26 protein-coding genes, 1 tRNA gene and 1 pseudogene are annotated in these 25,098 nt (G+C 71.5%); 7 read left to right on the top strand and 21 right to left on the bottom strand.

Annotated elements, in window-relative coordinates; all coding sequences use genetic code 11:
* The first annotated feature begins 115 nt into the window (after window positions 1-115).
* Window positions 116-703 carry a TMEM165/GDT1 family protein gene (locus ACWCPY_RS21770; RefSeq protein ID WP_451267322.1) on the top strand — a complete coding sequence of 196 codons (588 nt, stop codon included), beginning with the start codon at window positions 116-118 and terminating at the stop codon, window positions 701-703.
* Between the two features lie 92 nt (window positions 704-795).
* Here ACWCPY_RS21770 and ACWCPY_RS21775 read toward each other — a convergent pair whose 3' ends face one another.
* From ACWCPY_RS21775 to rpmB, 4 genes are all read right to left on the bottom strand, one after another.
* Entirely contained in the window at window positions 796-1,320 is a 525-nt protein-coding gene (locus tag ACWCPY_RS21775) for a methylated-DNA--[protein]-cysteine S-methyltransferase (RefSeq protein WP_451267324.1), read from the bottom strand.
* Window positions 1,321-1,341: 21 nt separating this feature from the next.
* Window positions 1,342-2,814, bottom strand: coding sequence for a DNA-3-methyladenine glycosylase 2 family protein (locus ACWCPY_RS21780; protein WP_451267326.1), 1,473 nt, complete (start codon window positions 2,812-2,814; stop codon window positions 1,342-1,344).
* 151 nt (window positions 2,815-2,965) lie between these two features.
* A complete protein-coding gene (gene rpsN / locus ACWCPY_RS21785; protein WP_451267328.1) occupies window positions 2,966-3,271 on the bottom strand; it encodes a 30S ribosomal protein S14 in 306 nt (101 codons plus the stop codon).
* Window positions 3,271-3,507, bottom strand: a complete 237-nt coding sequence (gene rpmB / locus ACWCPY_RS21790; protein WP_451267330.1) for a 50S ribosomal protein L28 — start codon at window positions 3,505-3,507, stop codon at window positions 3,271-3,273. Before rpmB ends, rpsN begins: the two co-directional genes overlap by 1 nt.
* 67 nt (window positions 3,508-3,574) lie before the next feature.
* Here rpmB and rpmG point away from each other — a divergent pair, with 67 nt between their 5' ends.
* Together rpmG and ACWCPY_RS21800 are read left to right on the top strand one after the other, a co-directional pair.
* On the top strand, window positions 3,575-3,739 hold the full coding sequence (gene rpmG / locus ACWCPY_RS21795; protein WP_329817619.1) for a 50S ribosomal protein L33: 165 nt from the start codon (window positions 3,575-3,577) through the stop codon (window positions 3,737-3,739).
* A gap of 98 nt (window positions 3,740-3,837) precedes the next feature.
* A complete protein-coding gene (locus tag ACWCPY_RS21800; RefSeq protein WP_451267332.1) occupies window positions 3,838-4,992 on the top strand; it encodes a CobW family GTP-binding protein in 1,155 nt (384 codons plus the stop codon).
* Window positions 4,993-4,999: 7 nt separating this feature from the next.
* Here the strand turns inward: ACWCPY_RS21800 and ACWCPY_RS21805 are convergent, their stop codons facing one another.
* From ACWCPY_RS21805 to ACWCPY_RS21815, 3 genes are all read right to left on the bottom strand, one after another.
* On the bottom strand, window positions 5,000-6,256 hold the full coding sequence (locus ACWCPY_RS21805; RefSeq protein ID WP_451267334.1) for an amidohydrolase: 1,257 nt from the start codon (window positions 6,254-6,256) through the stop codon (window positions 5,000-5,002).
* Between the two features lie 107 nt (window positions 6,257-6,363).
* Window positions 6,364-6,888, bottom strand: coding sequence for an O-acetyl-ADP-ribose deacetylase (locus ACWCPY_RS21810; RefSeq protein WP_451267336.1), 525 nt, complete (start codon window positions 6,886-6,888; stop codon window positions 6,364-6,366).
* A 25-nt stretch (window positions 6,889-6,913) separates the two neighbouring features.
* Window positions 6,914-8,329 (bottom strand): phytoene desaturase family protein, encoded by a 1,416-nt coding sequence (locus tag ACWCPY_RS21815; RefSeq protein WP_451267338.1) that lies wholly within the window; start codon window positions 8,327-8,329, stop codon window positions 6,914-6,916.
* A 159-nt stretch (window positions 8,330-8,488) separates the two neighbouring features.
* Here ACWCPY_RS21815 and ACWCPY_RS21820 point away from each other — a divergent pair, with 159 nt between their 5' ends.
* Window positions 8,489-9,265 (top strand): nucleotidyltransferase domain-containing protein, encoded by a 777-nt coding sequence (locus ACWCPY_RS21820; protein ID WP_451267425.1) that lies wholly within the window; start codon window positions 8,489-8,491, stop codon window positions 9,263-9,265.
* 37 nt (window positions 9,266-9,302) lie between these two features.
* On the opposite strand, the gene ACWCPY_RS21825 is transcribed toward ACWCPY_RS21820, so the two are convergent.
* Window positions 9,303-9,743 carry a MarR family winged helix-turn-helix transcriptional regulator gene (locus ACWCPY_RS21825; protein WP_451267340.1) on the bottom strand — a complete coding sequence of 147 codons (441 nt, stop codon included), beginning with the start codon at window positions 9,741-9,743 and terminating at the stop codon, window positions 9,303-9,305.
* A gap of 77 nt (window positions 9,744-9,820) precedes the next feature.
* On the opposite strand from ACWCPY_RS21825, the gene ACWCPY_RS21830 reads away from it, so the two are divergent.
* Entirely contained in the window at window positions 9,821-10,654 is an 834-nt protein-coding gene (locus tag ACWCPY_RS21830; RefSeq protein WP_451267342.1) for an SDR family NAD(P)-dependent oxidoreductase, read from the top strand.
* A 15-nt stretch (window positions 10,655-10,669) separates the two neighbouring features.
* Here the strand turns inward: ACWCPY_RS21830 and ACWCPY_RS21835 are convergent, their stop codons facing one another.
* The 3 genes from ACWCPY_RS21835 to ACWCPY_RS21845 all read right to left on the bottom strand — a co-directional run bounded on the left by ACWCPY_RS21835 (window position 10,670) and on the right by ACWCPY_RS21845 (window position 13,919).
* On the bottom strand, window positions 10,670-11,497 hold the full coding sequence (locus tag ACWCPY_RS21835; RefSeq protein WP_451267344.1) for an inositol monophosphatase family protein: 828 nt from the start codon (window positions 11,495-11,497) through the stop codon (window positions 10,670-10,672).
* Window positions 11,498-11,560: 63 nt separating this feature from the next.
* Window positions 11,561-13,366 (bottom strand): gamma-glutamyltransferase family protein, encoded by a 1,806-nt coding sequence (locus ACWCPY_RS21840; protein WP_451267346.1) that lies wholly within the window; start codon window positions 13,364-13,366, stop codon window positions 11,561-11,563.
* A 465-nt stretch (window positions 13,367-13,831) separates the two neighbouring features.
* Window positions 13,832-13,919, bottom strand: a tRNA-Asn gene (locus ACWCPY_RS21845).
* A 297-nt stretch (window positions 13,920-14,216) separates the two neighbouring features.
* Here ACWCPY_RS21845 and ACWCPY_RS21850 point away from each other — a divergent pair.
* Window positions 14,217-15,101, top strand: a complete 885-nt coding sequence (locus ACWCPY_RS21850) for a helix-turn-helix domain-containing protein (protein ID WP_451267348.1) — start codon at window positions 14,217-14,219, stop codon at window positions 15,099-15,101.
* Here ACWCPY_RS21850 and ACWCPY_RS21855 read toward each other — a convergent pair.
* Window positions 15,067-15,897 carry an alpha/beta fold hydrolase gene (locus ACWCPY_RS21855; protein ID WP_451267350.1) on the bottom strand — a complete coding sequence of 277 codons (831 nt, stop codon included), beginning with the start codon at window positions 15,895-15,897 and terminating at the stop codon, window positions 15,067-15,069. The genes ACWCPY_RS21850 and ACWCPY_RS21855 overlap by 35 nt on opposite strands.
* Before the next feature lie 477 nt (window positions 15,898-16,374).
* Here ACWCPY_RS21855 and ACWCPY_RS21860 point away from each other — a divergent pair, with 477 nt between their 5' ends.
* Window positions 16,375-17,172, top strand: coding sequence for an AfsR/SARP family transcriptional regulator (locus ACWCPY_RS21860; protein WP_451267352.1), 798 nt, complete (start codon window positions 16,375-16,377; stop codon window positions 17,170-17,172).
* Window positions 17,173-17,365: 193 nt separating this feature from the next.
* On the opposite strand, the gene ACWCPY_RS21865 is transcribed toward ACWCPY_RS21860, so the two are convergent.
* From ACWCPY_RS21865 to ACWCPY_RS21905, 9 genes and pseudogenes are all read right to left on the bottom strand, one after another.
* Complete coding sequence (locus tag ACWCPY_RS21865) at window positions 17,366-18,586, bottom strand: beta-ketoacyl-[acyl-carrier-protein] synthase family protein (protein ID WP_451267354.1); 1,221 nt, start codon at window positions 18,584-18,586, stop codon at window positions 17,366-17,368.
* Window positions 18,586-18,816, bottom strand: a complete 231-nt coding sequence (locus tag ACWCPY_RS21870; RefSeq protein WP_451267356.1) for an acyl carrier protein — start codon at window positions 18,814-18,816, stop codon at window positions 18,586-18,588. The genes ACWCPY_RS21865 and ACWCPY_RS21870 overlap by 1 nt, the downstream gene beginning before the upstream one ends.
* A 61-nt stretch (window positions 18,817-18,877) precedes the next feature.
* Window positions 18,878-19,912: a beta-ketoacyl-ACP synthase III gene (locus ACWCPY_RS21875; RefSeq protein ID WP_451267358.1), complete on the bottom strand. Its 1,035-nt coding sequence runs from the start codon at window positions 19,910-19,912 to the stop codon at window positions 18,878-18,880.
* On the bottom strand, window positions 19,909-20,913 hold the full coding sequence (locus ACWCPY_RS21880) for a VlmB-like protein (RefSeq protein ID WP_451267360.1): 1,005 nt from the start codon (window positions 20,911-20,913) through the stop codon (window positions 19,909-19,911). Before ACWCPY_RS21880 ends, ACWCPY_RS21875 begins: the two co-directional genes overlap by 4 nt.
* A gap of 9 nt (window positions 20,914-20,922) precedes the next feature.
* The gene (locus tag ACWCPY_RS21885; RefSeq protein WP_451267362.1) at window positions 20,923-21,483 is read right to left on the bottom strand and encodes a flavin reductase family protein; all 561 of its coding nucleotides are present in this window, start codon (window positions 21,481-21,483) and stop codon (window positions 20,923-20,925) included.
* Window positions 21,480-22,031 (bottom strand): hypothetical protein, encoded by a 552-nt coding sequence (locus ACWCPY_RS21890; RefSeq protein WP_451267364.1) that lies wholly within the window; start codon window positions 22,029-22,031, stop codon window positions 21,480-21,482. Before ACWCPY_RS21890 ends, ACWCPY_RS21885 begins: the two co-directional genes overlap by 4 nt.
* A gap of 42 nt (window positions 22,032-22,073) precedes the next feature.
* The gene (locus ACWCPY_RS21895; protein WP_451267426.1) at window positions 22,074-22,565 is read right to left on the bottom strand and encodes a type II toxin-antitoxin system RatA family toxin; all 492 of its coding nucleotides are present in this window, start codon (window positions 22,563-22,565) and stop codon (window positions 22,074-22,076) included.
* Window positions 22,566-22,568: 3 nt separating this feature from the next.
* Window positions 22,569-23,856: pseudogene (locus ACWCPY_RS21900) on the bottom strand (aspartate aminotransferase family protein); the annotation flags it as partial.
* Between the two features lie 73 nt (window positions 23,857-23,929).
* Window positions 23,930-25,069, bottom strand: coding sequence for an acyl-CoA dehydrogenase family protein (locus ACWCPY_RS21905; protein ID WP_451267366.1), 1,140 nt, complete (start codon window positions 25,067-25,069; stop codon window positions 23,930-23,932).
* Window positions 25,070-25,098: the final 29 nt, after the last annotated feature.

The following is a 25,098-nucleotide window of genomic DNA, read 5'->3' on the forward strand; positions in this document are numbered from 1 at the left end:
TGACACGCCCGCACCCCGTGGGCGCTGACGTCATGCCGGGCCGAGTGGTCCTCCGGAAGCCCGAGTGGCGCTTCGCGAAGGCCCGGGGCCCGGCTCCTACAGAAAGCCACCCGGAATGCACCTCGACCCCCTGGCGATTCTCACCGCCTTCGGGCTGATCTTCCTCGCGGAACTCCCCGACAAGACGATGTTCGCGTCGCTCGCCATGGGCACCCGCATGCGACCGCTGTACGTCTGGTTCGGCACGTCGTCCGCGTTCATCGTGCACGTCGCCATCGCGGTGGGGGCCGGCAGTCTGATCGGGCTGCTGCCCGACTGGATCGTCAAGCTCGTCTCCGCCTCCCTCTTCGCGTTCGGGGCCTTCATGCTGCTGCGCTCCGGCGGGGGCGATGACGACGACGAGGACGGCGCCCCGAAGACGGTGACCGGTTTCTGGCCGGTCTACTCGACCGCGTTCATGGCCGTCTTCATCAGCGAATGGGGCGACCTCACCCAGATCACCACGGCCAACCTGGCCGCCAGCAACGGCACCTGGTCCACGGCGATCGGGTCCGCGGCCGCCCTGATGTCCGTCTCGGCGCTCGCGCTGCTCGCCGGGCGCTTCATCGCCAAGCGCGTGCCGCTGAAGACGGTCCAGCGGATCGGCGGGCTCTGCATGCTGGGGCTGGCGATCTGGACCCTGGTGGAGATCTTCACCGGCTGACGGCACACCCGTACGGCACTTCGGAACGTGGGAACGGGCCAGGACCCTTCGAGGTCCGGGCCCGTTCTCGCGTCCGGGGGCGCGGGGCGTCGTCAGAAGAGTGCCGGGGTGTCGTTCTCCGTGCCCTTCTCGAAGGCCAGCAGCCGCTGCTTGCGGTCGAGTCCGCCGCCGTAGCCGGTGAGGCTGCCCGAGGCGCCGATGACCCGGTGGCAGGGGACGATGATGCCCACCGGGTTCTTGCCGTTGGCGAGCCCCACGGCACGTGAGGCACCCGGTTTGCCGAGGTTCTCGGCCAGTTCGCCGTACGAGCGGGTCTCGCCGTACGGAATCAGCTGGAGCTGCGCCCAGACGCCGCGCTGGAACGGGGTGCCGTCCAGGCGCAGCGGCAGATCGAAGGTGCGCAGTTCCCCGGCGAAGTAGGCGTCGAGCTGGCGGACGGCCTCGGTGAAGGGCCGCGGGTCGCGCTCGCCGAAGGTCTCCTCGGGCGGGCGGTGCCGCTGGCCGGTCATGTAGAGGCCGGCGAGGACCCCGTCGGTGGCGACGAGGGTGAGCGGACCGTACGGGCTGTCGACGACCGTGTGCTGCCTGGTCGTCGTACGCGGATGTGTCGCTGTCATGGCTGGGCTTCCCGGGCTTCCTCAGGTGGGCAGGTGGTTGATGGGGTGGTCGTCGACGGTCCACAGGTACTGGACCGCGTACGCCCGCCATGGGCGCCAGGCGACCGCGCGGGCGGTGAGCGCCGCCGGTGTCGAGGGGAGGCCGAGCTCCTCGGCCGCGCGCCGGATGCCGAGGTCGGTGGGGAGGAAGGCGTCCGGGTCGCCGAGCGCCCGCATCGCGATCACCTCGACGGTCCAGGGGCCGAAGCCGGGCAGGGCGGTCAGTTCGGCCCGTGACTGCTCCCAGTCGGTGTCGGTGCCCAGCCGCAGCGAACCGTCGGCGAGTGCGCCGACGAGGGTGGTGAGGGTGGTGCGGCGGCTGCGCGGCAGGGCGAGCCGTTCGGGGTCCAGACCGGCGAGTTCCCCGGGGTCCGGGAAGAGGTGGGTGAGGCCGCCCTCCGGATCGTCGACGGGCAGGCCGTGCGCGGTGACCAGACGGGCCGCGTGGGTGCGGGCGGCGGCGGTCGAGACCTGCTGGCCGAGCACCGCCCGTACGGCGAACTCGGCGCCGTCGACGGTACGCGGCACCCGTCTGCCCGGCTCCTTGCGGACCAGGGGCGCGAGGAGCGGATCGGCGGCCAGCTGCTCGTCGACGGCCACCGGGTCGGCGTCCAGGTCGAGCAGCCAGCGACAACGGCTGATGGCGAGGGTGAGATCGCGTGGATCGGTGAGGGAGAGACGGCAGGCGATGTGGTCGGGGTGCGGGGTGAGCGCGACGATGCCGTGTCCGTGCCGCAGGGAGAGCGTGCGGCGGTAGGCGCCGTCGCGCCACTCCTCGACGCCGGGGACGGCGGTCGCGGCGAGGTGGCCGAAGAGGTTGCTGGGGCTGAGCGGGGCCCGGTACGGCAGGCGCAGCGCTATCACTCCCGGCGTGACCGGTGGTTTCGCGGACCGGGTGGCGCGGCTGCGCAGCTCGCCGGGGGCGAGCGCGAAGACCGTGCGGACGGTGTCGTTGAAGGTACGGATCGAGGAGAACCCGGCGGCGAACGCGACCTCAGCCATGGGGAGTCCGGTCGTCTCGATGAGCAGCCGCGCGGTCTGGGCGCGCTGCGCGCGGGCCAGGGCGAGCGGACCGGCGCCGAGCTCGGCGAGGAGCTGGCGCTCGATCTGCCGGGCGGAGTAGCCGAGCCGGGCGGCGAGCCCGGGGACGCCCTCGCGGTCGACGACACCGTCCCGGATGAGCCGCATCGCGCGGGCGACGGAGTCGGCGCGGGCGTTCCACTCCGGGGAGCCGGGGCTGGTGTCGGGCCGGCATCGTTTGCAGGCCCGGAATCCGGCCTGCTGGCAGGCCGCGGAGCTGGGGTAGAAGGTCATGTTCTCGACCTTGGGCGGTACGGCCGGGCAGCTGGGGCGGCAGTAGATCCGGGTGGTCAGGACCGCCGTGAAGAACCAGCCGTCGAAGCGGGCGTCCTTGGACCGGACGGCCCGTACGCAGCGCTCGGTGTCGGTGTACATGGCTCAAGCATCCGCCACCCGGGGCACGAGGGCTGGCGAGAATCCGACATGGACGTCACGCTGCCAGGACTTCTCCGCGCCCCTGCCCCCGCGAGGGCCCCGGCGCCGGTGCGGCCGCCGGGGCTCCGCCGGGTCGCGCCGGCGCCGGGGGTCACCAGGAGGACTTGGTGACCCCCGGCAGGAATCCGGCATGGGCCTGCTCGCGTGCCCGGACGCGGGACAGACCGAACTTCCGCAGGTGACCGCGGGGCCGCCCGTCCACACCGTCCCGGTTGCGCACCCGGGTCGCACTGGCGTCACGCGGCTGGCGACGGAGCTCGTCCGCGGCGGCCCGGCGTTCGGCGTCCGTGGCGGAGGGCCTGCGGATGACCTCCTTCAGTCCGGCGCGGCGGGCGGCGTACCGCTCGACTGTCGCCCGGCGCTTCTCGTTCTGCGCGATCTTGCTCTTCTTGGCCATCAGACCTTCACTCCCCTGGCGCGGACGCGGGCGACGGCCGCCTCGATCCCGATGCTGTCGACGGTCCTGATCGCCCTGGCGGCGAGCGTCAGGCGGACATGCCGGCCCTCGCTCGCCAGCCAGTACCGCTTGCGCTGGATGTTGGGGTCGAAGCGGCGCGAGGTGCGCCGGTGCGAGTGGGAGATGGTGTTGCCGAAACCCGGCCGGGCGCCGGTCAGTTGGCAATGGGCGGACATGGTGCTGCCTGCTTCCCGTGGAGAACCACTTGTTGGAAATGGAAATCATTGCCATATAGTAGCGGTCATGGCTCGCAACGAACTGCGCCCGGTCGTCAGGCTCCGCTCCACCGCCGGAACCGGTTACACCTACGTCACCCGCAAGAACCGCCGGAACGACCCGGAGCGGATGGTGCTGCGCAAGTACGACCCGGTCGCCCGCAGACACGTCGGCTTCCGCGAAGAGCGCTGACCCGCCCCCCCACTTCCTCCGATCGAGAAGGACACCTTCATGAAGCCAGGAAACCGCGCCGCGTACGGTCCCGCCGCTCCCCGGGACGGGGCGAACTGATGCGGGACGAGGGCCGGTTGCCCGTCGTGATCGTCGGTGGGCTGCACTCCGACGCCCGCAGGGAGGTCGTGGACCGGCTGCTGCGCACCGTCCCCGGCAGCGTCGCGCTCCACCACGATCTGACCGCCGCCGCCGAGGGCACCGTGCGGCGCCTCGTACGGGACGCATCGGGCGAACTGTCCCGCGGAAGGGCCCCACTCGTCGACGACTGCGCCTGCTGCGCGCTGCGCGAGGACCTGGTTCCGGAGCTGGCGCGACTGGCCGCCGGCGGGACGGTCCGGCTCGCGGTCGTCGAGCTGTGGGACTCCATGGAACCCCGGACGATGGCCGAGGTCGTCGTCGCGCACGGCGGCGACGTACTCGAACTCACCAATGTGATCACGGCCGTCGACCCCGCTCTCGTGCTGCCCTGCCTCGGGAACGGTGACGATCTGGCCGAGGCGGGCCTCGCGGCGGCCGCCACGGACCGGCGGACCGTCGGCGACACCTGGGCACGACAGCTGGAGTACGCGCCCGTGCTCGCCGTCGTCGACGGCGGGGCTGCCTGCGACGAGGACCGCGCGCTGCTCGCCCAGCTCCACCCGACGGCCCGTCAGATCCCGGCCGGCTCGGCCGAACTGGGCCGCGTCGCCTTCGCCGGCTTCGACGTGGAAGCGGCGGCGGCCGCCCAGCACCCCGCGTGCGCGCTGCTGCCGCAGGAGGCGGACGAGTCGGGGGTCGCCACGCTCGTCTGGCAGCGCCGCCGCCCCTTCCATCCGGAGCGGCTCTTCCGGGCGCTGGAGGACCTGTGCTGTGCGGCCGCGCGCAGCCGGGGCCGCTTCTGGCTCGCCGACCGCCCCGACACCCTGCTGGCCTGGGATGCCGCGGGCGGTGCGCTCTGCGTGGAGAGCGCGGGCCCGTGGCTGGCCTCGCTGCCGGACGCGGCCTGGGACCTGGTGCCTCCCGTCCGCAGGGCGGCGGCCGCCCTGGACTGGCATCCCGAGCACGGCGACCGGGGCCAGCACCTCGTCTTCACCTCCCCCGGCCTCGACCGGGCCGGGCTGACCGGGCTCCTCGAATCCTGTCTGCTCACCGACGCCGAGTACGCCGCGGGGGCCGAGGCGTGGAAACGGCTCCCGGCCCCCTTCGGCTCGTTCCTCGACCCGATCCCCTGAACCCGGGTCAGTCGGAGGAGTGCAGCCAGGCCAGAGCCGCGACGGCCAGAGCCTGCACTCCCGTGCTCAGGGTGGGTTCGACGAGCGGGGCGAAGTGCGGGGAGTGGTTGCCCGGCAAGGTGTCGATGCGGTCCTCGGCGAGGGCGGTGAGGACGGTTTCGGGTTCCAGGCCGCCCCAGAACCAGAACACGGTCGGCACGCCGATCGCCTCCCCGAACACGCCCACGTCCTCGCTCGCGTTGACCTGCGGCATCGGCATGATCCGCTGCGCCCCGAAGTGTTCGGTGAACGCGGCCACCGTCGTCTTCGTCGCCTCCGGCTCGCTGACCAGCGCCGGGGCCGCGCTGAACCAGGTGAGTTCGGGGTCCTTCCGCGCACCGCTCGCCTGCGTCTCGGCGGTGACGACGCGTTCGATCGCGGCACGGACCAGGGCGCGTACGGCCGGGGAGTAGGTGCGGATGTTGATGCCCAGTTCCGCGGTGTCGGGGATGATGTTGTCCTTGGTGCCGGCCTGCAGGCGGCCCACCGTCACCACCGCGGACTCGGCGGGCGGCACCTCCCGGGCGACGATGCCCTGGAGCCGGGTGACGACATTGGCCGCCATCAGCACGGGGTCGATCGATGCCTCGGGGCGGGAGCCGTGGGCGCCGCGGCCGTGCAGTGTCACGTCGAGGGAATCCGCGGCGGCCATCACCGTTCCGGTGCCGTAGCCGATGAACCCCGCGGGCAGCGGGGCCACATGCTGCCCGAGGACGATCCGCGGCCTGGGGAAACGCTCGAACAGTCCGTCGTCGACCATCGCCCGCGCACCGAGCGCGAGTTCTTCGGCCGGCTGGAAGACCACCAGCAGGGTGCCGCTCCACCGGTCGCGGGCGGCGGCGAGCAGGGTGGCGGCGCCCACCAGGCACGTGGCGTGCATGTCGTGCCCGCAGGCATGCATCACCGGCATCTCCCTGCCCTCGTGGTCCACCGCGCGCGCCGTGGAGGCGTAGGGCAGGCCGGTCTTCTCCTCGACCGGAAGCGCGTCGAAGTCCGCCCGGACCATCACGACCGGGCCGTCCCCGTTGCGCAGCACCCCCACCACACCGGTACCACCGACCTGCTCGGCGACCGTGTCGAAGCCGGCGTCCCGAAGGCGTTGCGCCAACACTCCGGCCGTCCGGGTCTCCTGCAGGGACAGCTCCGGGTGCCGGTGCAGATCCCGGTACAGACCGGCCAGGTCATCGGCCATGTCCCGCGCTGTCCTGGTGACGAACTCGATCATCAGTGGCCCTCTCCGTCCTTTGTACTCCGCAGCCTTCGGGCCCGCGACACGTACGGACTCCCCCCGGCTCCGCCCCGCCGCACATACCCGGTGGTCCTCCCCGCCTCTCAGCCGAGCTGTGCGGCGAACGCCTCGTAGGCCCGCTCGTCGAAGAGGACGAACCTGACTTCCTCGACGGCCGTGCGGGCCGCCCGCACCGTCTCCACGGCGATGCGCGCGGCGTCGTCCAGCGGCCAGCCGTACGCACCGGCCGAGATCGCGGGGAAGGCCACGGTCTTCGCGCCGAGTTCGTCGGCGACGCGCAGGGACTCGCGGTAGCAGGACGCCAGGAGGGAGGGATCGCCGGCGGAACCCCCGTACACCGGGCCGACGGTGTGTACCACCCATCGCGCGTCCAGCTGCCCGGCCGTCGTGGCGACCGCCTGGCCGGTGCGCAGGCCCTTTCCGTAGTGCGAGGCGCGCAGCTTCCGGCACTCGGCCAGGATGTCCGGGCCGCCGCGCCGGTGGATCGCGCCGTCGACGCCGCCCCCGCCGAGCAGGGAGGAGTTCGCCGCGTTGACGATGACATCGGCGGACTGCAGGGTGATGTCGCCCCGGACCAGGGTGACGGTGACGCCCTCGGGTGTACGCATGGCGGACATCATGCCCTGTGCCGTCTCAGGCCGCCCGCAGACGCCGCCAGACCGCCCTCGCCGCGTGGTGGCCCGACATGCCGTGCACCCCGGGGCCGGGCGGGGTGGCCGAGGAGCACAGGAACACCGCCGGATGCGCCGTCGCGTACGGCACGCGGGCGAGCTTGGGCCGGAGCACCGTCTGCAGACCGGAGAACGCGCCGCACGCGATGTCACCGCCGACGTAGTTGGCGTTGCGCTTCGCGAGCTCGGGCGGTCCGGCCACCGCGCGGGCGAGCACCAGGTCGCGGAACCCGGGGGCGAAGCGCTCCAGTTGCCGCTCGATGACATCGGTGGCGTCGCCCTCCCATCCCGACGGGACATGTCCGTACACCCAGAAGACATGACGGCCCTCGGGCGCGCGGGACGGGTCGACCAGGCTGGGCTGTGCGGTGATCAGGAACGGCACGCTCGGGTCGCGTCCCGTCACCGCGGCCGTCAGCGCGGCGTCGATCTCGCCGGCCGTGGGGCCGATGTGGACCGTGCCGGCCCGGCGGGCTTCCTCGGCGGTCCAGGGGACGGGACCCGACAGGGCGTAGTCGATCTTGAAGCAGGACGCGCCGTACCGGTAGCCGCGGTAGGCGTGGCCCAGGCCGGCGATGCGGGCGAGGGCGGTGGGCGAGGTGTCGAAGACGTAGGCGCGGGCGGGCGGGAGCTCGTCGAGCCGCTTGACCTCCGTGCCGGTGCGGATCGTGCCGCCCTGTTCGCGTATGTACGAGGCGAGGGCGTCGGAGACGGCCTGCGATCCGCCGCGCGGCAAGGGCCACCCCTTCTCGTGCGCCGCCAGGGCGAACAGCAGGGCGATCCCGCCGGTCGCCAGGCCGCTGGTGGGTGCGATGGCGTGGGCGGCGAGCCCGGCGAACAGGCCGCGCGCCTTCGCGCCGCCGAAGCGGCGGGAGAGCAGTGAGGCGGGCTGGAGCGCGTCGAGACCGAAGCGCACCCAGCGGTAGGGATCACGGGGCAGCCCGTCCCACGGGGTGCGCAGGAAGTCCTGGGCGAGGGTGTCCCAGTGGCCGAGGTAGGGGGCGACGAGCCTGCGGTAGGCCCCCGCGTCGCGGGCGCCCAGCGACATGGCGCTCTCCCCCACCGAGCCGGTGAGCACGGCGGCCGTGCCGTCCGGGAACGGGTGGGCGAGCGCCAGCTCGGGCTGGAGCCATTCCAGGCCGTGCCGGGCGAGCGGCATCGCGTCGAACGCGGGCGAGCCGATGCCCAGTGGGTGGACGGCGGAACAGGGGTCGTGGCGGAAGCCGGGAAGGGTGAGCTCCTCGGTACGGGCGCCGCCTCCGACGGTCTCCTCCGCTTCGAAGACCTCCACGGCGAAGCCCCGGCGGGCCAGTTCGGCCGCGGCGGTCAGCCCGTTGGGGCCCGCCCCCACGACGACTGCATCGAGCATCGACGGCACCTTCGGACTCCTTCGTCAGCCGGCGGCCAGGACACCCAGGATATTCCGCGGCACCGACAGCACGGTCGCGGGTAGGGTCACCCGGCGATGAACACACCGAACTCACGGACCGCGCCCGTGGCGGCCCACGAAGCCGTCGTCCCCGCCCACATCGCCGGCATGGCGTCCCGGCTCACCGCCGTGTCCGGCATCCGGGCCGTCTCACTGGGCGGCAGCCGGGCCCGTGGCACCCACCGCCCGGACTCCGACTGGGATCTGGGCGTGTACTACCGGGGCACCGTCGATGTGGCCGCGCTGACCGCGCTGGCGGCCGAGGTACAGGGCTGCCCCGTCGAGGTCGCCGGTCCCGGCGGGTGGGGGCCCTGGGTCGACGGCGGGGCCTGGCTGCGGGTGGACGGTGTCCCGGTGGACTGGATCCTGCGCGATCTGGACCGGGTGGAGGCGGTCTGGGCGGACTGCCGCGAGGGGCGCTTCGAGGTGGGCGTACAGCCCGGCCATCCGCTCGGCTTCTGGTCCCCCGCCTACCCCGGCGAGGTGGCGCTGGGGCGCGTGCTCTCCGATCCGCAAGGGGAGCTGACGGCACTTCGGAACGAGACCCGCACCTATCCGGAGCCGCTGCGCACCGCGCTGGTCGAGGCCGCGTGGGAGGCGGAGTTCTCGGTGGCGGCCGCCCGCAAATCGGCTCCCGGCGGTGACCTGCTCCATGTCTCCCTGTGCCTGTCACGGGCGTTCGGCATCCTCGCCCAGTCCCTCCACGCCCACCACCGCACCTGGTGTCTGAACGAGAAGGGCGCGTCGGCCGCGGCAGCCGCTCTGCCGGACACCCCGGCGCACTTCACCGAACGGATCGGCGCGGCGCTGCGGGGGCTGGACGAGGAGGCGGTGGAGATGGCCGCGGAGATCGTGCGGGACGTACGGACGGCCTGCGGCGGATGAGGTGAGCCGGCGAGAGGAGCGGTGAGGCCCGGCGCGCTCAGTCCCGCCCGATGGCGGTCACGCAGCGGGCGAGCAGGGCCCGCAGGGCGTCCCGCTCCTGCGGGGCGAACTCCTCGGCGAGCCGGCGCTCGATCCGTACCGCCTGCTCGTCGGCGAGCCGGAGCGTTTCGCGGCCCGCCTCGGTGAGCCGGGTCTCCAGCATCTTCCGGTGCCAGGGGTGCGCCGTGCGGACGACCAGACCGCGCTCTTCGAGGTGTTTCAGTACCGCCGCCATCGCCTGTGGGGTGACCAGGCAGGCCCGCGCCAACGCGGCACCCGGTATGCCGGGGTTGTCGGCGAGGGCGAACAGCGCCGCGTACTGGGCGACCGTCACGCCCGCCGCGTCCCTCAGCGCGGCGCTCTTGGCCGCCATGAGGGCCTGTTCCGCGCGCTTGATGTCCGCGCCCAGGCGTTCGCCGGCGGTCATTCCCGATCCCATGGCGGCGAGCGTACAGGCAGGGCCCGGCCATCGATCAGGCATGGATGCAGTATCAAGACCTTGATATAACTCAGACCATGGAGACTCGACGGGATGCCGTCTTCGACAAGACCGTTCTGATCACCGGTGCCACCCAGGGAATGGGCCGCAGTCTCGCACTCGACCTGGCCGGCCGGGGTACGACGCTGCTGCTGCACGGCCGGGACCGGGCCCGCCTGGACGAAGCCGCCGCCGAGGCCCGTGCGGCCTCGCCCGGGACCGACGTGCGCACCTTCCTCGCGGACCTGGCCGACCTGGACCAGGTCCGGGCCATGGCCGCACGGATCCGCGAGCGGGAGCCCCGGCTCGACGTCCTGGTCAACAACGCCGTGGTGGGTGGCGGTGCCGCCCCGCTCCGGCGGGAGCTGAGCCGTCAGGGCCATGAGCTCCGGTTCGCGGTCAACTGTCTGGCGCCCTGTCTGCTGACCCGTGAGCTGCTGCCGCTGCTGACCGCGTCCGCGCCCGCACGGGTGGTCAATGTGGCCTCGATGGGCCAGGCCCCCGTCGATTTCGACGACGTCATGATGGAGCGCGGCTACGAGGGGCTGGAGGCGTACTGCCGCAGCAAGCTCGCGCTGATCATGGCGACCTTCGATCTCGCCGACAGGACGGCGGGCAGCGGGGTCACGGTCAACGCCCTGCACCCGGCGCATCTGATGGACACCCCCGGCGTGCGGGAGTACGGACTCACGCCGGCCGTCCCGGTCGAGGAGGGTGTCCGCCCGACCGTCCGGCTGATCACCGATCCGGCCCTGTCCGATGTCACCGGCAGGTATTTCGACCGCTTCACGGACACGGCCGCCCATGAGCAGGCGTACGACCCTCGGGCCCGCGCCCGGCTGCGGGCACTGACCCGTGAGCTGCTCGCCTGATCGGGGTCCGTCCGGTCAGGCCCCGTCGCGGAGCGCGTGCAGGACGCGTTCGACGGTCGCCCCGTCGCGGGCCGCCGTGAACGGCAGGACGTTGCCGCCGGTGATGCGGAACGGCTCGCCGGAGAGGGTGGCGTGGGCGCCGCCCGCCTCGGTGACCAGCAGCAGGCCCGCCGCGTGGTCCCAGGCGTACTCCCAGTTGAAGGCGATCGCGTCCTGGTCGCCGCGGGCGACATCGAGGTATTCGAGGCCCGCCGACCCGCAGGGACGGGCGTCGATCCCCTCGGTGCGCAGACCGAGCAGGGCACGCTTCTGGGCGTCGGTGGTGTAGTCGGGGTGCGACATCGCCACGCTCAGAACGGCCCCGGGCGCGGGCGAGCCGGAGCGTATCCGCCTGCCGTCGAGGGTGGCGCCGCGGCCGCGCACCGCGACCGCCATCTCGTCCAGGGCGGCGGCGTACGTCCATGAGGCGAGGAGTTCGCCGCGGTGGGCGAGGGCGACCAGGGTGCAGAAGCCCGGTTCGCCTCGGACGAACTGCCGGGTGCCGTCGACCGGGTCGACGATCCACACGGGCGCGTCGCCGCCCAGGGCGTCGTACACCGCCGGGTCGGCGTGGACCGCCTCCTCGCCGACGACGACCGAGCCGGGCAGGAGCGCGGTCAGGGACGCGGTGAGGTGTTCTTCGGCGAGGCGGTCGGCGGTGGTGACGAGGTCGTGCGGGCCGCTCTTCTCGACGATCTCGTGCGCGGCGAGCTGCCGGAAGCGCGGCATGATCTCGGCGGCGGCCGCTGCGCGTACCGCCGCCTCGACCTCGGTCAGGTCCCCGGTGAGGAATTCATCGATCATGCCTCCAGCCAACCATGCCGCTCCGGGGAACCGACGACCTGGTCATGTCGGGAAAGTGGCCGCTCAGCGTCCTACGGCGTACCCCTGCATGCCTCGCGGGTTGGCGGCCGCGGACAGCACCCCGGTCTCCGGGTCGCGGGCCACGGCGCACAGCCGGCCCTCGGACCACGGGGCGCCGACGGTGACGTCATGGCCGCGGCGGCGCAGTTCCGCGACGGTCTCCGGGTCCATGCCGGCCTCGACGGTGACGCTGCCGGAGCGCATCCCGCGCGGGAAGAAGGAACCCGGGAAGCTGTCGTTGTGCCAGTTCGGGGCGTCGATGGCGCCCTGGAGGTCGAGTCCGCCGCGCACCCCGGCGCGCAGGGCCACCGCCAGGAAGAAGTGCACCTGCCACTGGTCCTGCTGGTCGCCACCGGGCGTACCGAACGCCATGACGGGGACGCCGTCGCGCAGGGCCAGGGACGGGGTGAGGGTGGTGCGGGGGCGGCGGCCGGGGGTGAGGGAGTTCGGCAGGCCCTCGTCCAGCCAGGCCATCTGGAGCCGGCTGCCGAGCGGGAATCCGAGCTCGGGTACGACCGGGTTGGACTGGAGCCAGCCGCCGCTGGGCGTGGCGGAGACCATGTTGCCCCAGCGGTCGACCACGTCGACATGGCAGGTGTCACCGCGCGTGGTGCCGTCGTTGGCCACGGTCGGCTCGCCGGCGCCCGGTGCCGGGATGTCCATGGCATCGGGGCCGGTTTTGCCGGAGGCGACCGCGTGGGCGTGGCCGCTGAGCACGGGGGTGCGGCCGTCCGGGCTGCCGGGGCGCAGCTCGTGCGAGGCCTCGGCGCCGATGAGGGCGCGGCGCTCGGCGTTGTACGGCTCGGAGAGCAGGGTGTCGAGCGGTACGTCGGCGGCGTCGCCGTACCAGGCCTCGCGGTCGGCCATGGCGAGCTTGCAGCCCTCGATGAGCAGGTGCACATAGTCGGCGCTGCCGTAGGGCGGCAGTTCCGCGGGGAGCAGGGCGAGCTGCTGGAGGAAGGCGGGGCCCTGGCTCCAGCCGGCCGCCTTGGCTAGCGTCCAGCCGTTCCAGTCGTACGTGGCGGGTGCCTCGTACGACGCGGACCAGCCGGCCAGGTCGGCGGCGGTGAGGGTGCCGGTGTGGCGGGAGCCGCTGGTGTCCATGGTGGGGCGGGCGGCCTGGCGGACCAGGGCCTCGGCGATGAAGCCTTCGCGCCAGATCCGGCGGGCGGCCTCGATCTGGGCGACCCGGTCCGCGCCGCCGGTCTCCTCCGCCTCGGCTGTCAGCCGGCGCCAGGTGGCGGCGAGCGCGGGGTTGCGGAACAGCCGTCCGGGCCTGGGCGACCTGCCGCCCGGCAGGTACACGTCGGCGGAGGACTGCCACTCGCTCTCGAAGAGTTCTCGGACGGTCTCCACGGTCCGGCCGAGCGGCTCGACGGGTGCGTGGCCGTCCCCGGCGTATCCGATCGCGTACCGCAGCACCTCGGCGAGGGTCCTGGTGCCGTGGTCGCGCAGCAGCAGCATCCAGGCGTCGAAGGCGCCCGGCACGGCCGCGGCGAGCGGTCCGGTGCCGGGGACCAGGTCGAGGCCGAGGGAGCGGTAGTGGGAGATGGTCGCACCGGCGGGGGCAGGGCCCTGACCGCAGAGCACCCGCACCTCGCCGTCCTTCGGCGCCAGGATCATCGGCACCTCGCCGGCCGGGCCGTTGAGGTGCGGTTCGACGACATGAAGGACGAATCCGGCGGCGACGACCGCGTCGTAGGCGTTGCCGCCGCCCTCCAGGACGGCCATCGCCGACTGCGAGGCGAGCCAGTGGGTGGAGGAGACCATGCCGAAGGTGCCCTGGAGAGTGGGACGAGTGGTGAACACAGGGTCTCTCATCTCGCTGTTCGCGTACATCGGACCGGATGACAGGCACTCAGGATCGATCCTGGGGAGAGTCCGGGGAGTCTGCGCCCGGGCTCTCCCGCTCGCCCAGAAGACTATCGATCGCCCTGCGCCCCTTCCTCCCCGCCTCCGGCATGAAGTTGGCCCGGTGGTCAAGGGTGATGGTCGGCGACGAGTGCCCCGGCCGCTTGGCGAGCGTGACGGCCGACTCTCCTGTCTCAGGGACGAGGGACGCATACGTGTGCCTCAACACGTGGAACCGTCCTTCGGTGCCGGACCGCCCCACGGCAACTCGGCCTCGGGGCAGGCCCTGGCGTGCTTCGGCGACTCGTCGGCCACAGAACGAGGCGTGTCCGGTCGGCCGACGCGGTCGGGGCGGGGCCGGGTGGTGGGTCCGTGTGCTGACGGCGAGGTGAGCACGGCCCGGTCCCGGGCGTTCCATCAGTGCGGAGAGAGCAGGATTCGAACCTGCGAGGGCCTGAGCCCGACCGGAACAATGTTCCGGACCCCGATAAGCCGCTCCGGGCATCTCTCCTCGAACGGGCCGGTCGCGCCCCGTTCACATCCACAAGACTGCACCGGCCCACTGACATCCGGCTGATGCCCGACTGATGCCGGGTCATCGCGCGGATGCCACCGTCCGGCCGACCGGTCTCCCGCGGCGCAGGTCCTCCTGATCACCGGTCCGAGCGCACCGGACGCCACGCCGGCCGGACCCGGAGCCCGGAGCGACGACCGCTGGGAGGCGGATCGCGAGCAGGCTTCGGGAGACCGACTCCCCCGTCCTCGGGCGAACTGACGACAGCCAAGAGTGATTGCTACACTGCGCGTCGTGACGGTCTTAGGCACGGACACCAGCATCGGGGCACTCCTGCGGGAGTGGCGCCAACGCATGACGCTCACCCAGGGGGAGCTCGCACAGCGCGCCAACACCTCCGCCCGGCACCTGAGCTTCGTCGAGACGGGCCGGTCGCGACCCAGCCGGGAGCTGGTCCTGCGACTGGCGGACCAGCTGGAGATCCCCCTGCGGCAGCGCAACACACTGCTCGTTTCGGCGGGCTACTCCCCGTCCTTCCAGGAAACCCCGCTGGAAGCGCCGCGGCTGGAGATCGTGCGAGAGGCGATGGACCGGATCCTGGGCGCCCACGCCCCGTACCCCGCACTCGCGGTGGACGCCGACGAGAACATCGCCGCGATGAACATCGGGACGGAGCTGCTCCTGAGCGAGGTCTCGCCCCAACTCCTCGTCCCGCCGTGCAACGTCATGCGGATCTGCCTCCACCCCGAAGGCCTCGTCCGCCAGGTGGTCAATCACGAGGAATGGCGCAGACACCTCATCGGACGCCTCTACCGGCAGGCCATCTACTCGGGGCGCGAGAGCCTCAAGCAGCTGTACGACGAGGTCACCGCGTACTGGCCCGACACTCCCCTCGGCTCCGGCGACGGGCACGACCTGTCGGACACGATCGTCGCTTTGATCCGTGTGCGAGGACTGGGTACCGAGCTGAGACTGTTCAGCACCATCGCCACCTTCGGCTGCGCCACAGACATCACCGTGGCAGAACTCTCCCTGGAAACGATGCATCCTGCCGACCGGCAGACGGCCGGCGCTTTCGAAGCAGCCGCGAGGGAACGGCTCGAACAGAACGACACGTCCGGAATCGCATCCCTCCAGCCGCTCATCACTCCGCCAAGAAGGCCAACAGATCCGCGTTGAGCCGGTCCGCATGAGTGGCGAACAACCCGTGCGCCGCGCCCTCGTAACGAATGAATGCGCTCCCGGGTATCAACGCGGCGGTCGCCTCGCCGCACAGACGGAAGGGGGCGCCCGCATCGGCGGTGCCGTGAGCGATCAGCGTGGGCAGCGTGATCTTGGCGGCTTCGCTGCGCTGGTCGGTGGTGAAAAGGGTGCGATAGATCTCCAGGGCGGCCCGCGGTGAGCAGTCCAGGGCCAACTCCGCGAACCAGTTCGTGAGTTCGGGCGAGAGGGGCGATCGGTCCGGGCCCGTGTCCGCTCCTCCGAAGAACTGCGTGGCGAGTTCGGCGGCCCAGCGCGGCCGATCCTTGGCCATCCCCTCCGCCAGGCCTTCGAAGAGTTCCGGGTCCAGCCCTTCGGGGTTGTCCGGCGTCTTCATCATGAACGGCGTGGTCGAACCGACCAGGGCAAGCCGGGAGACCCGGTCCGTGCCGTGCCGGCTCAGGTAGCGCACCGCCTCTCCGCCGCCCACCGCATAGCCCACGAGGGTCACGTCGACGAGGTCGAGGTGGCCGAGAAGAGCCGCGAGATCGTCGGCGAGGGTGTCGTAGTCGTAACCCTCCCAGGGCTGGTCCGAGCGTCCGCAACCACGCCGGTCATACGTGACGCACCGGAACCCATGAGCGGCCAGGCAAGGTGCCTGGAACTCCCACATGCGCGAACCCATCATGGCGGTACCAAGCAGAACGACCGGTTTTCCGGTACCCCAGTCGTTATAGAAGAGACTTGTCCCGTCACTGGACGTGAAGAAAGCCATTCCTCTATGCTCCCTGGTTCGACAGCCCGCGTCAATTACGTGTCAGGTAATAAGGATTCAGCGAATCGCAGGCGATCACCCACTCCTCAGGCGCTAACCCGGGGTCGAAACATCCATATTCCCTCGGATGACAAACAACCAGCCATAGTGTCGAGCACCGGAGCCGACTCGCGGGCCGCCACTCCCGGCCGATGTGACCATTTATGAACCTCTTTGCACTGCCATCCCGGACCCCCGAATCCACCTGACCTCACTTGTCTCATTCTCGATGAAAATTCGAGATTCACTCTTGCGGGTCACACGAGGAATGCACGTAAATAGGCCCGACGGTCGAGTTGTCCGTTCACGACGGAGTTGGTGATGGCGAAACGAAACGAAGGACGGTTTGGGATTCAGCTCCCAGCCGGCAGCCCCGATGGATCGAAGCCCCGCCTCAGACATCCAACTCCTTAACGCCCCGTTAAGGATAGGTCTTGCGTGCTAGGAGAAACGAACGTGAGGTTTAAAGTGCTCGGCTCCGTCGGAGTCGAGGCGGGAGGGCGCTTCCGAAGCATATCCGGATCAAGACAGCGCGCACTGCTGGCCAGCCTGCTGGTGAGTACCGGAAGGCCCGTCTCCGCTCCTCAGCTGTACACGGAGTTATGGGGCGAGAATCCGCCCCCCACCGCAGAGAACTCCCTGCAGGCCCACGTCTACCGACTGCGTCGGACTCTTCATGGACTGGCGGGCAGCGAGAGCGGTCCGCCACTACTGGTCACCCGCGCCACGGGCTACGTTCTGGAGATCCGACCGGAGGCTCTCGATCTGAATGTCTTCCGCGAACTCACAGCACAAGCGCGGGCCGCCGCGCCGCACAATCCGCAATTGGCTTACACGGCACTGGACAAGGCCTTGAACCTGTGGCGAGGATCGCCGCTGCAGGACGCGACCTCGGGTCCGCTGTGCCAGAGCGTGGCACTCCAGTTGGAAGAGGAGTACCTCAGCACACTGGAGGAGAAACTCGCTCTCGGTATCGACTGCGACGACCCCGTGCGTGTCATCGGGGAACTCAAAAGGGTCAGCATCATGCACCCCTGGCGGGAACGCATCACCGAAATGCTCATGCTGGCGCTCTACCGGTGCGGCCGCCAGGCGGAGGCAATTGAAGCCTACAACCGGGTTCGCATCCGGCTGGTCGACGAGCTGGGCATGGAACCGTCCCAGCAACTCGAGCTGCGCTTTCGGGAAATACTCAATCAGGCGCCCTCGCTGCACCTTTCGCCATTGGCGCGGTAGGAGGCCCCGGTCGTCTCCTGGGCGCCGGCAGTCAGCCGCCGTCCGGGAGACGACCGCTCGCCTTTTCGGGAGGTGGCGCCGTCGTGCCCGATCCCGCCGAAACCGGTATACGGACCCGGTGCTTTCAAAGGCGTCACCGAACCGTCGGGCGGCGGCCCTGTTCCAGCCGTGCGGCCCACCGTCCGGCCGAAGGTCAGGGTCTCGCGATCGCCAGGACCGCGTTCTGCCCGCCGAAACCGAGGGAATTGCTCAGGACCAGGTCGACGCGGGCGCGGGTTGCCACGGTCGGCACCTCGATGTCGATCCGTGGATCGAGCGTACGCAGTCCCGCGGTGGGCGGGACCACTCCCTGCTCGACGGACAGGACGCCGAATGCAGCCTCCACCGCGCCGGCCGCACCCAGGAGGTGACCCGTGACGCCCTTGGTCGAGCTGACCAGGGGCCCACCGGGCAGCGCGCGACGCAATGCCTGCGCCTCTGCCAGGTCGTTCATCGGGGTCGAGGTGCCGTGCGCGTTGACGTGGTGGACATCCTGCGGATGCGCACCCGCGTCCGCCAGGGCCCGCCGCACCGCCGCCTCGACCCCCCGGCCGTCGGGATGGGGGCTGGTCACATGATGGGCGTCGGCACCGGCACCGTATCCGGCGATCAGGGCCCGGACGCGGGCGCCGCGGGCACGGGTGTCCGCGGCGCGCTCCAGCACGAGCACTCCGGCGCCCTCGCCCGCCACGAATCCGTCGCGGTCGACGTCGAACGGCCGGGACGCACTCGCCGGGTCGTCCTCGCGGTGGGACAGCGCGCCCATCTTCGCGAAGCCGGCCATCACCAGCGGGGTGATCATGGCCTCGCTGCCCCCGGCCAGGACGATGTCGCAGCGGTCGAGCAGCAACAGGTCCCGCGCCGTGCCGATGGCGGTCGCCCCGGAGGCGCACGCGGTGGCCACGACGAGGTTGGGGCCGGTGGCACCGAACTCGATGGCCGTCTGTCCGGCCAGCATGTTGGGCAGTTGCATGGGAAGCAGCAACGGGGAGACCCGGGAGGGGCCCTCCTCCAGGAGCACCCGGTGCTGGGTCTCCACGGTGCCGGGGCCGCCGTCCGCGCAGCCGAGCACCACACCGACCCGGGCGCCGTCCCACTTCGCCGGGTCGAGCCCGGCATCCGCCACCGCTTCCCGGGCGGCGACCAGGGCGAACTGCACGAAGGGGTCCAGCCGATGGGAGCGGCGGGCGCCCAGTAACTGTTCGGCATCGAACTCCGGTACACGACAGGCGAGTTGGACCGGTCCACCCTTCAGGGAAGGGTCGAGGAGGGCGGCCGGGCGGCCCGCGAGAACCGCCGCCCAGCTCGCCCCGGTACCGACTCCGCCCGGCGTCACCAGGCCGAGGCCGCTGACCGCGATGTCGGTGTGTGCCATCAGACCTTCGCGCTCCGCTGTTCCATCAGCTCGGCCATGGCCCCGATGGTGGGAAGTTCGAGCAGTTCGTCGTCGCTGATGACCACGCCCAGCTCCTTCTCCAGGACCAGCGACAGCTCGACGATCGCCAGCGAGTCCAGTTCGACGTCCTCGCGGGTGGCTTCGGGCGTGACCTGTTCCGGCGTCACCTTGAGCTTTCCGACCAGGATTTCCTTGAGTGTCTCGAACATGTCGTCCTCCTCGGGGTTCGGTTTCTGTGCGTGCCGACGGACGGGTCCGGCCCGCCTCTCGTCAGCCGGGCTTGACGTCCGGCCAGACCACGGTGCTCGCGCCCCAGGCCAGCCCGCCGCCGAAGGCGGTGAGCAGCACCCGGTGGCCGGGCAGCAGAGAGCCCTCGGCGGCCGACTGCGCGAGCAGCAGCGGGACGGACGCGGCACCGGTGTTGCCGACGTACTCGATGTTGGAGAGCCGGCGCTCCGCCGGGATGCCCAGCTCCTGGGCGACGGTGCTCAGAATGCGGGCGTTGGCCTGGTGCGCGGCCAGCCTGTCGACGTCCTCGGTGGACCAGCCCGCGGCCGCGACCGCCTGCCGGGACGCCGTGGTCATGCGGTCCACCGCATGCCGGTACGTCTCGCGCCCGCGCATCCGGAACCAGCCGTCCTCGAGGCCGGCCGCGATGCCCGAGGAACGCTGCCGGGAGCCGCCTGCGGGGACCTCGATCAGGTCGCTGAGCGTCCCGTCGCTGCCCAGCACGGTCGGGCCGATCGCCCCCGGCTCGTCGTGCGCACCCGCACGCAGGACCATCGCGCCCGCTCCGTCCGCGAAGATCACGGAGGTGCCGCGGTCGAGCGGGTCGATGATCGTGGTGAAGGCGTCCGCCGCGATCAGCAGCACCCGCTCGGCCACTCCGGACGCGATCAGCCCCCCGGCGGTCGCCAGCCCGTAGAGGAAGCCGGTGCACACCGCCGAGATGTCGAAGGCGGCGATGCCGGTGAGCCCCAGCCGCGCGGCCACCTCGGGAGCCGTGGCCGGGCAGGGGCGGTCGGGTGTCGTGGTCGCGAGGACCAGGGCGTCCGGGCGGGGGCCGCCCGCCGAGTCCAGCGCCCCGGCGCCGGCCTCCGCCGCCAGATCGGAGGTGGCCGTGCCCGGGGAGACCATGTGCCGGGTGGCGATTCCGGTACGGCTGCGGATCCACTCGTCGCTCGTGTCGAGGCGGGCCGAGAGATCGTCGTTGGTCACCACGTCCGGCGGCAGGTGGGAACCGATCCCGGTGATCACCGCCGCCGGTCCGGTGCGCCCCGGTGCGCCGGGAGGCGTGCCGCTCACGCCGACGCCCCGGGGGCCGGGACGTCGAGCACGTCCAGGGGCAGGCCCATGTACTCCAGCCGGCTGCGCGCCATCTCGTCCGTCCACTGCTCGGCCATGTCGTAGCGCTGTTCGGGGGTCGTGTCGAGCATCCGGACGCCGGGCCAGATCTCGTAGTCGCCGATCGCCTCCGCGTGCCGGCGCATCCCTTCCTGGAACAGTTCCTCACGATGGATGACGAACTCGCGGTCGGGGACCTCGTCCCACAGCCGCGCCCCGTCGCGGATGATCTCCAGGACCCTGTCGCGGGATTCCGGGTGCGCGACCAGGTGGTCCTTGAGAATGGTGCTGGCCACGGTCAGGTGCCGGATCTCGTCGATCGCGGTGCCTCGGGAGATCTCGCCGGTGGCCGGGGACAGCGGCGTCCACTTGCGCTCGCTCAGTTCGGCCGCGGGGGCCAGCACGCCCTCGATGACGATGGCGAACACGGCCACGCCGCCGATGAAGTCCCCCCGGTCGCGGACGACGTCGAGGGTGAAGTCCTCCACGGGCTGGAGCACCCGGCGCCGGTAGTCGGCGGCCATCTCGTCGATGTCCTCGACCAGCGTCGCCGCCGGCATTCCGAGCTCCACCAGGTGGTTGCGGAACACCCGGGCATGCCGGGCCTCGTCGATCAACTGGGTGGAGTAGAACTCCATCTCCGGGATGCCGGGGGCGATCGGTACGTAGTGACCGAGCAGCCGGGTGGCGATCTCCTCGGACAGGCCCCGGAACCCGAACTCCAGGACGAGCGCCTCGCGCAGCGGCCCGGGGGCCTTGAGGAACTCGGGTACGCCCGCGTCCCGGTGGTGCCCGGTCACCCCGCGGTCGCGCAGGGTGCCCTGGGCGACGGAGTTGATCCAGTAGCCGAGGTCGCAGTCGCCCGGCCCGAGGGTGAGCTTCATGGCGCCCTCCAGAAGCCCTGGTGCGGCATCCCAGTCGGCCTCGGGCGACGTGGTGGTGTCGTGGGGAGTGGTGGCCATCGTCCTGCGTCATCCTTCCGGGGAGAGCGTCTTGGGCACGGCAACGTCCTGGGGCCCGCGGGCCCGCGCCGGTCGCAGGCCCGCGGCGAAGAGCCCGCCCGCATAGCTGAGCAGCGGTTCCCCGGGGCCGTGGTCCGCGCGGACCACCTGGCCGAGCAGCACCTCGTGGTCGCCGATGACGAAGCGGCCGGAAACCCGGCAGGAGTAGTGCGCGAGGGCCCCTTCTATCCGGGGAGCCCTGGTGAACTCGTCGGTGAGCCAGGGCAGTCCGGCGAACTGCTCGACGCCCTCGGGGCGGGCGCTGTCGGCGAACCAGCGCGCCAGGTGTTCCTGTTCGCTGTCGAGCACGTTGATGGAGAATCGCCCTTCGGCGGCCGCCAGTTCGGCGAAGGAGGAGCCGGACCGCAGGCAGGCGCCCATCAGCAGCGGGACCCTGGAGACCCGGCTGACGTTGCTGACGGTCGTGCCGTGCGGGCGTCCCCCGTGGGAGACGGTGAGGACCGCCACGGGCGCCGCCAGCCGCCGCAGTGCCTCGCGCTGCACGGGGTGGGCCCCGGTGGCCGTGGTCACCGGGGCCCCTCGGCCGCGGTCCGCTCCGGCACCTCGACGGTCCTCCGGGCGGCGGGCACATGGCCGACGGGCTCCGGTTCCTGCTCGTGTCCGACAGGCTTCGGGTGGGCGACACCGAGGTCGTCCAGGAGCCTCAGGTACCCCTTCTGCCGCACGGGTTCGAACGGCAACGCGAAGGGCTTCATGAAGTTGCCGAACAGCCCGCGGTCGCCGAACAGGTGGAACGGCAGCACCAGCAGCGCCCACTCCGGCCCGATCAGCCAGCACCACAGGGCCGCGACGGCGGCCTGCGTGATGAGGCTGTGCATCACGTTGTAGAGGACGTAGTACGTCTTGGCGATGGGTCTGCCACCACTGCGCCGGAAGGCTATGGCTCCCGGGATGTAGCCGATCAGGTCGATGTAGAGGAACAGCGCGATCGCCGGCAGCCATCGGATCTCGTCGAGGTGCGCGATGATCAGCCCGGTCGACACCGCGAGGCCGACCAGGTACTCGGCGCGGTGCAGCGAAAAGGTTCTGGGGGTCTCGAAGGGATTGGCCTGGTCCACGGTTGGTCTCCTGATTCTCGCCGCGGTGCGCGGCGAACGGGCTCAAGCGGTGGCGGGCACACCGGCGCCGGGAGCGGACAGGTCGATGTCGCCGTGCACCTCGGACTGCGCAAACAGCCCGGTGACGGCCCAGGCCACGGTCTCCTTGATGACCCGCTCGGCGATCGGGTCGAGGATGCCTTCGAGGCTGGGGATGCCGAAGTCGAACTCGGCCTCGAAGCGGACGGTCACGTCGTCGCCGTCCTGCACGATCCGCCAGGTGCCGGTGAAGCTGTCGAAGTCCCCGTCGTCCTGGGCGAAGTGGATCTCCAGCCCGTCGCGGTCGAAGCGGTCCTCCTCCGTCCAGCGCAACAGTCCGCTGCGGAAGTGGAGTTCCCAGCTGGAACTGCACCTTTCCGCCGGGTGGGTGGCGTGCACGGTGGTCGACCGCACGTGCGGGGCGAGTTCGGGATACCGCTCCCAGCGCAGCACGTTGTCGTACACGGTCAGTGCCTTCTCCGAGCGCACTGTGACGTCCAGTTCGACGTGTCGCACGGGGTTACCGCCTTCCGGGCAGCGTGGCCGAGCCACTGATGAGGTCGCGGGTGGCCTTGTCGAAGGAGTCGAGCAGATGGTTCACGTCGTGGTCGCTGAGGATGGCCGGCGGGGTGAAGCGCACCACCGAGCTGCCGTTCATGGAGTGGTTGGCGACGACCCCGTGGTTGAACAGCTCGATGAGCAGCTCGCCGGCGAGCCCCGCTTCGACCAGCTCCACGCCGATCAGCAGCCCTCGGCCCCGTACGTCGACGAGCAGGTCGGGGATGTTGCGCCGGGCGATCTCGGTGATCCGCGGCAGCAGCCGGGCCCCCAGGTCGACGGCCCGGGTGACGAGCCGCTCCTCCTGCATGGCCCGGATCGCTCCCTGGACCGCGGCCATCAGCACCGGCTGTCCGGAGAACGTGGCCGTGTGGACGTACGGGTCCTTGTCGAAGGGCCGGAACGCCTCACGGGTGGCCACCGCCGCCGAGACCGGGAGCACGCCGCCGCCCAGGGCCTTGCCCGTGAGGAGGACGTCGGGGACGACGCCGTCGATGTCGGCCCCCCACCACTCCCCCAGGCGGCCGAAGCCGGACTGCACCTCGTCCAGGACGAGGAAGCCGTCGTACTCCCGCACGAGTTCCTCGACACGCTTGAGGTAGCCCTTGGGCGGCAGGATCACGCCCCCCTCGCCCTGGACGGGCTCGATGATGACGCAGACCTCGCCGGGGTGTGCGGCGAGCTCCTGCTTCAGGGCGTCGGCATCGCCGTACGGCAGGTGCGTGAAGTCGGGGACCAGCGGCCGGAAGGGCTTCTGGTACACCTCCTTCGCCGTCGCCGACAGGGCCCCGAGGGTCTTGCCGTGGTACCCGCCGGACATCGAGACGGTGCGCTTGCGGCCCTTGGCACGGGCCAGCTTGAGGCCGGTCTCGACCGCTTCGGCGCCGGAGAGCGCGAAGTGCACCCGGTCGAGGCCGGGCGGCGTGATGGAGACCAGGGCTTCGGCGGCACGCGCCACCGTCGGCTCCAGCAGGATCCGGGTGGCGGTCGGGTGGGTGCGCAGCTGGCGCTCGACGGCCTCCATCACCATGGGGTGCCGGGCGCCCATGATGAAGACCCCGTAGCCGCCGACGTTGAGAAACCGCTCGCCGTCGCTCGTGGTCAGCCAGGCCCCGGAGGACTCGGTCTCCATGTGGCTGCCGAAGAGTTCGGCGAGAGTGGCCCGGCCCTTGCTCAGGTGCGCCCGGTAGAGACCGAGGATCTCCTCCTCCGTGTCCACCGGGGCTCGGTCTTCGGACAGGGCTGTCATCACACGGCTCCAGTGGACGGGCGCGCTCCGGAGGGCGGCGTGGTGGCGGTCGGGCGGTGGTGACGGTCCGGGGTCACGACAGTTCCAGCGGTTCGCCGGTGAACCACTTCAGGAGCGGTTCCTGTGCCGAGGCGCGCCCCGGCGGGTGGAATGCGAGGGGGCGCACGGCGGCGGCCAGCCGGGCGTTCTCGTTCGACCTGATGAAGTCGATGCCACCGAGCAGTTCCAGGGACCGGTCGGCGACCTGTGTCAGGAATTCCTGGGCGGCGTACCGGGCGACCAGGACCGTGGCGACCGCCGCCTCGCCCTGTTGTCCGTCCCGCAGCGTGCGGGCCGCGCCCTCCAGCAGCGCGAAGGCGGACTCGACCTTCAGGGCGAGGTCCGCCCGGTCCGCCGTGCTGCCGCGCCCGCGTTCGATGACTCGGTCTGCGAGAGCCGTGGCCGCGCCCGCGTAGCCTGCGGACGCCAGGAGTTCGAACCAGGCGAAGCCCGCCGACTGGAGGTCCTCCAGGCGGTTCGGGTCCTGGGTGGACGTGGTGATCACGAGTTCGTCCGGGACGAAGACGTCGTCGAGGCGCACTTCGTCGCTCTCGGCCGCGGCCAGCACCTCGTTCGCCCAGAAGGGACGTACCGACATACCGGGGGTGGAAGCGGGGAGCAGTGCCAGGGCCAGTTCCGGGGTGCCGTCGGCGCCGGGCACCGCGATGCTCGCGGTGAGCAGGTCCATCGAACCCGCGAGGCTGCAGGGCTTCTTGGAGCCGTTCAACAGATAGCCGCCGTCGGCCCTGGCCGCGGTCACCGCGGGGACGAGGATGTTCTGCTGGGTACGTCCCTCGGCCCAGCCCGAGGCCATCAGCCGGCGGCCCGGGGCCACTTCGTGCAGCACCTTCAGCTGGGCGGCGGTCAGCCGGCCGGGGTCCGCCGCCAGTGCGTACAGCATCGCGACCGTGAAGTGGTGCATGGCGGTCGCCGCGGCGAGCGAGGGCGACAGCGATCCCACGGCGCGCTGCACCCGCACCGCCTCCAGTACGTCGACGCCCAGGCCGCCGTACTCCGTCGGGACCAGGAGACCCGCTCCCCCGTGGTCGCGGAAGAGACCGATCACCTGGCTGCCCGACGCCTCCCGCTCCGCGTACGGAATGGCCGTCAGGGCCTTGACCAGGCCGGGGAGGCGTTGCTCGGCGAGGTCACGGGCGAGTTCGAGGGAACGCATGGAGTCTCCAATACCAAGTAGTACGCCGC

This window comes from Streptomyces sp. NPDC002403 (assembly GCF_053593015.1).

Coding starts and splice junctions, on each gene's coding strand:
- ACWCPY_RS21830 (WP_451267342.1), top strand. CDS start 9,821: ATGGAGACTCGACGGGATGCCGTCTTCGACAAGACCGTTCTGATCACC.
- rpsN (WP_451267328.1), bottom strand. CDS start 3,271: ATGGCCAAGAAGAGCAAGATCGCGCAGAACGAGAAGCGCCGGGCGACA.
- ACWCPY_RS21820 (WP_451267425.1), top strand. CDS start 8,489: ATGGCGTCCCGGCTCACCGCCGTGTCCGGCATCCGGGCCGTCTCACTG.
- ACWCPY_RS21865 (WP_451267354.1), bottom strand. CDS start 18,586: ATGGCACACACCGACATCGCGGTCAGCGGCCTCGGCCTGGTGACGCCG.
- ACWCPY_RS21835 (WP_451267344.1), bottom strand. CDS start 11,497: ATGATCGATGAATTCCTCACCGGGGACCTGACCGAGGTCGAGGCGGCG.
- ACWCPY_RS21880 (WP_451267360.1), bottom strand. CDS start 20,913: ATGGCCACCACTCCCCACGACACCACCACGTCGCCCGAGGCCGACTGG.
- ACWCPY_RS21855 (WP_451267350.1), bottom strand. CDS start 15,897: ATGGCTTTCTTCACGTCCAGTGACGGGACAAGTCTCTTCTATAACGAC.
- ACWCPY_RS21780 (WP_451267326.1), bottom strand. CDS start 2,814: ATGTACACCGACACCGAGCGCTGCGTACGGGCCGTCCGGTCCAAGGAC.
- ACWCPY_RS21775 (WP_451267324.1), bottom strand. CDS start 1,320: ATGACAGCGACACATCCGCGTACGACGACCAGGCAGCACACGGTCGTC.
- ACWCPY_RS21810 (WP_451267336.1), bottom strand. CDS start 6,888: ATGCGTACACCCGAGGGCGTCACCGTCACCCTGGTCCGGGGCGACATC.
- ACWCPY_RS21870 (WP_451267356.1), bottom strand. CDS start 18,816: ATGTTCGAGACACTCAAGGAAATCCTGGTCGGAAAGCTCAAGGTGACG.
- ACWCPY_RS21800 (WP_451267332.1), top strand. CDS start 3,838: ATGCGGGACGAGGGCCGGTTGCCCGTCGTGATCGTCGGTGGGCTGCAC.
- ACWCPY_RS21825 (WP_451267340.1), bottom strand. CDS start 9,743: ATGGGATCGGGAATGACCGCCGGCGAACGCCTGGGCGCGGACATCAAG.
- rpmB (WP_451267330.1), bottom strand. CDS start 3,507: ATGTCCGCCCATTGCCAACTGACCGGCGCCCGGCCGGGTTTCGGCAAC.
- ACWCPY_RS21905 (WP_451267366.1), bottom strand. CDS start 25,069: ATGCGTTCCCTCGAACTCGCCCGTGACCTCGCCGAGCAACGCCTCCCC.
- rpmG (WP_329817619.1), top strand. CDS start 3,575: ATGGCTCGCAACGAACTGCGCCCGGTCGTCAGGCTCCGCTCCACCGCC.
- ACWCPY_RS21805 (WP_451267334.1), bottom strand. CDS start 6,256: ATGATCGAGTTCGTCACCAGGACAGCGCGGGACATGGCCGATGACCTG.
- ACWCPY_RS21770 (WP_451267322.1), top strand. CDS start 116: ATGCACCTCGACCCCCTGGCGATTCTCACCGCCTTCGGGCTGATCTTC.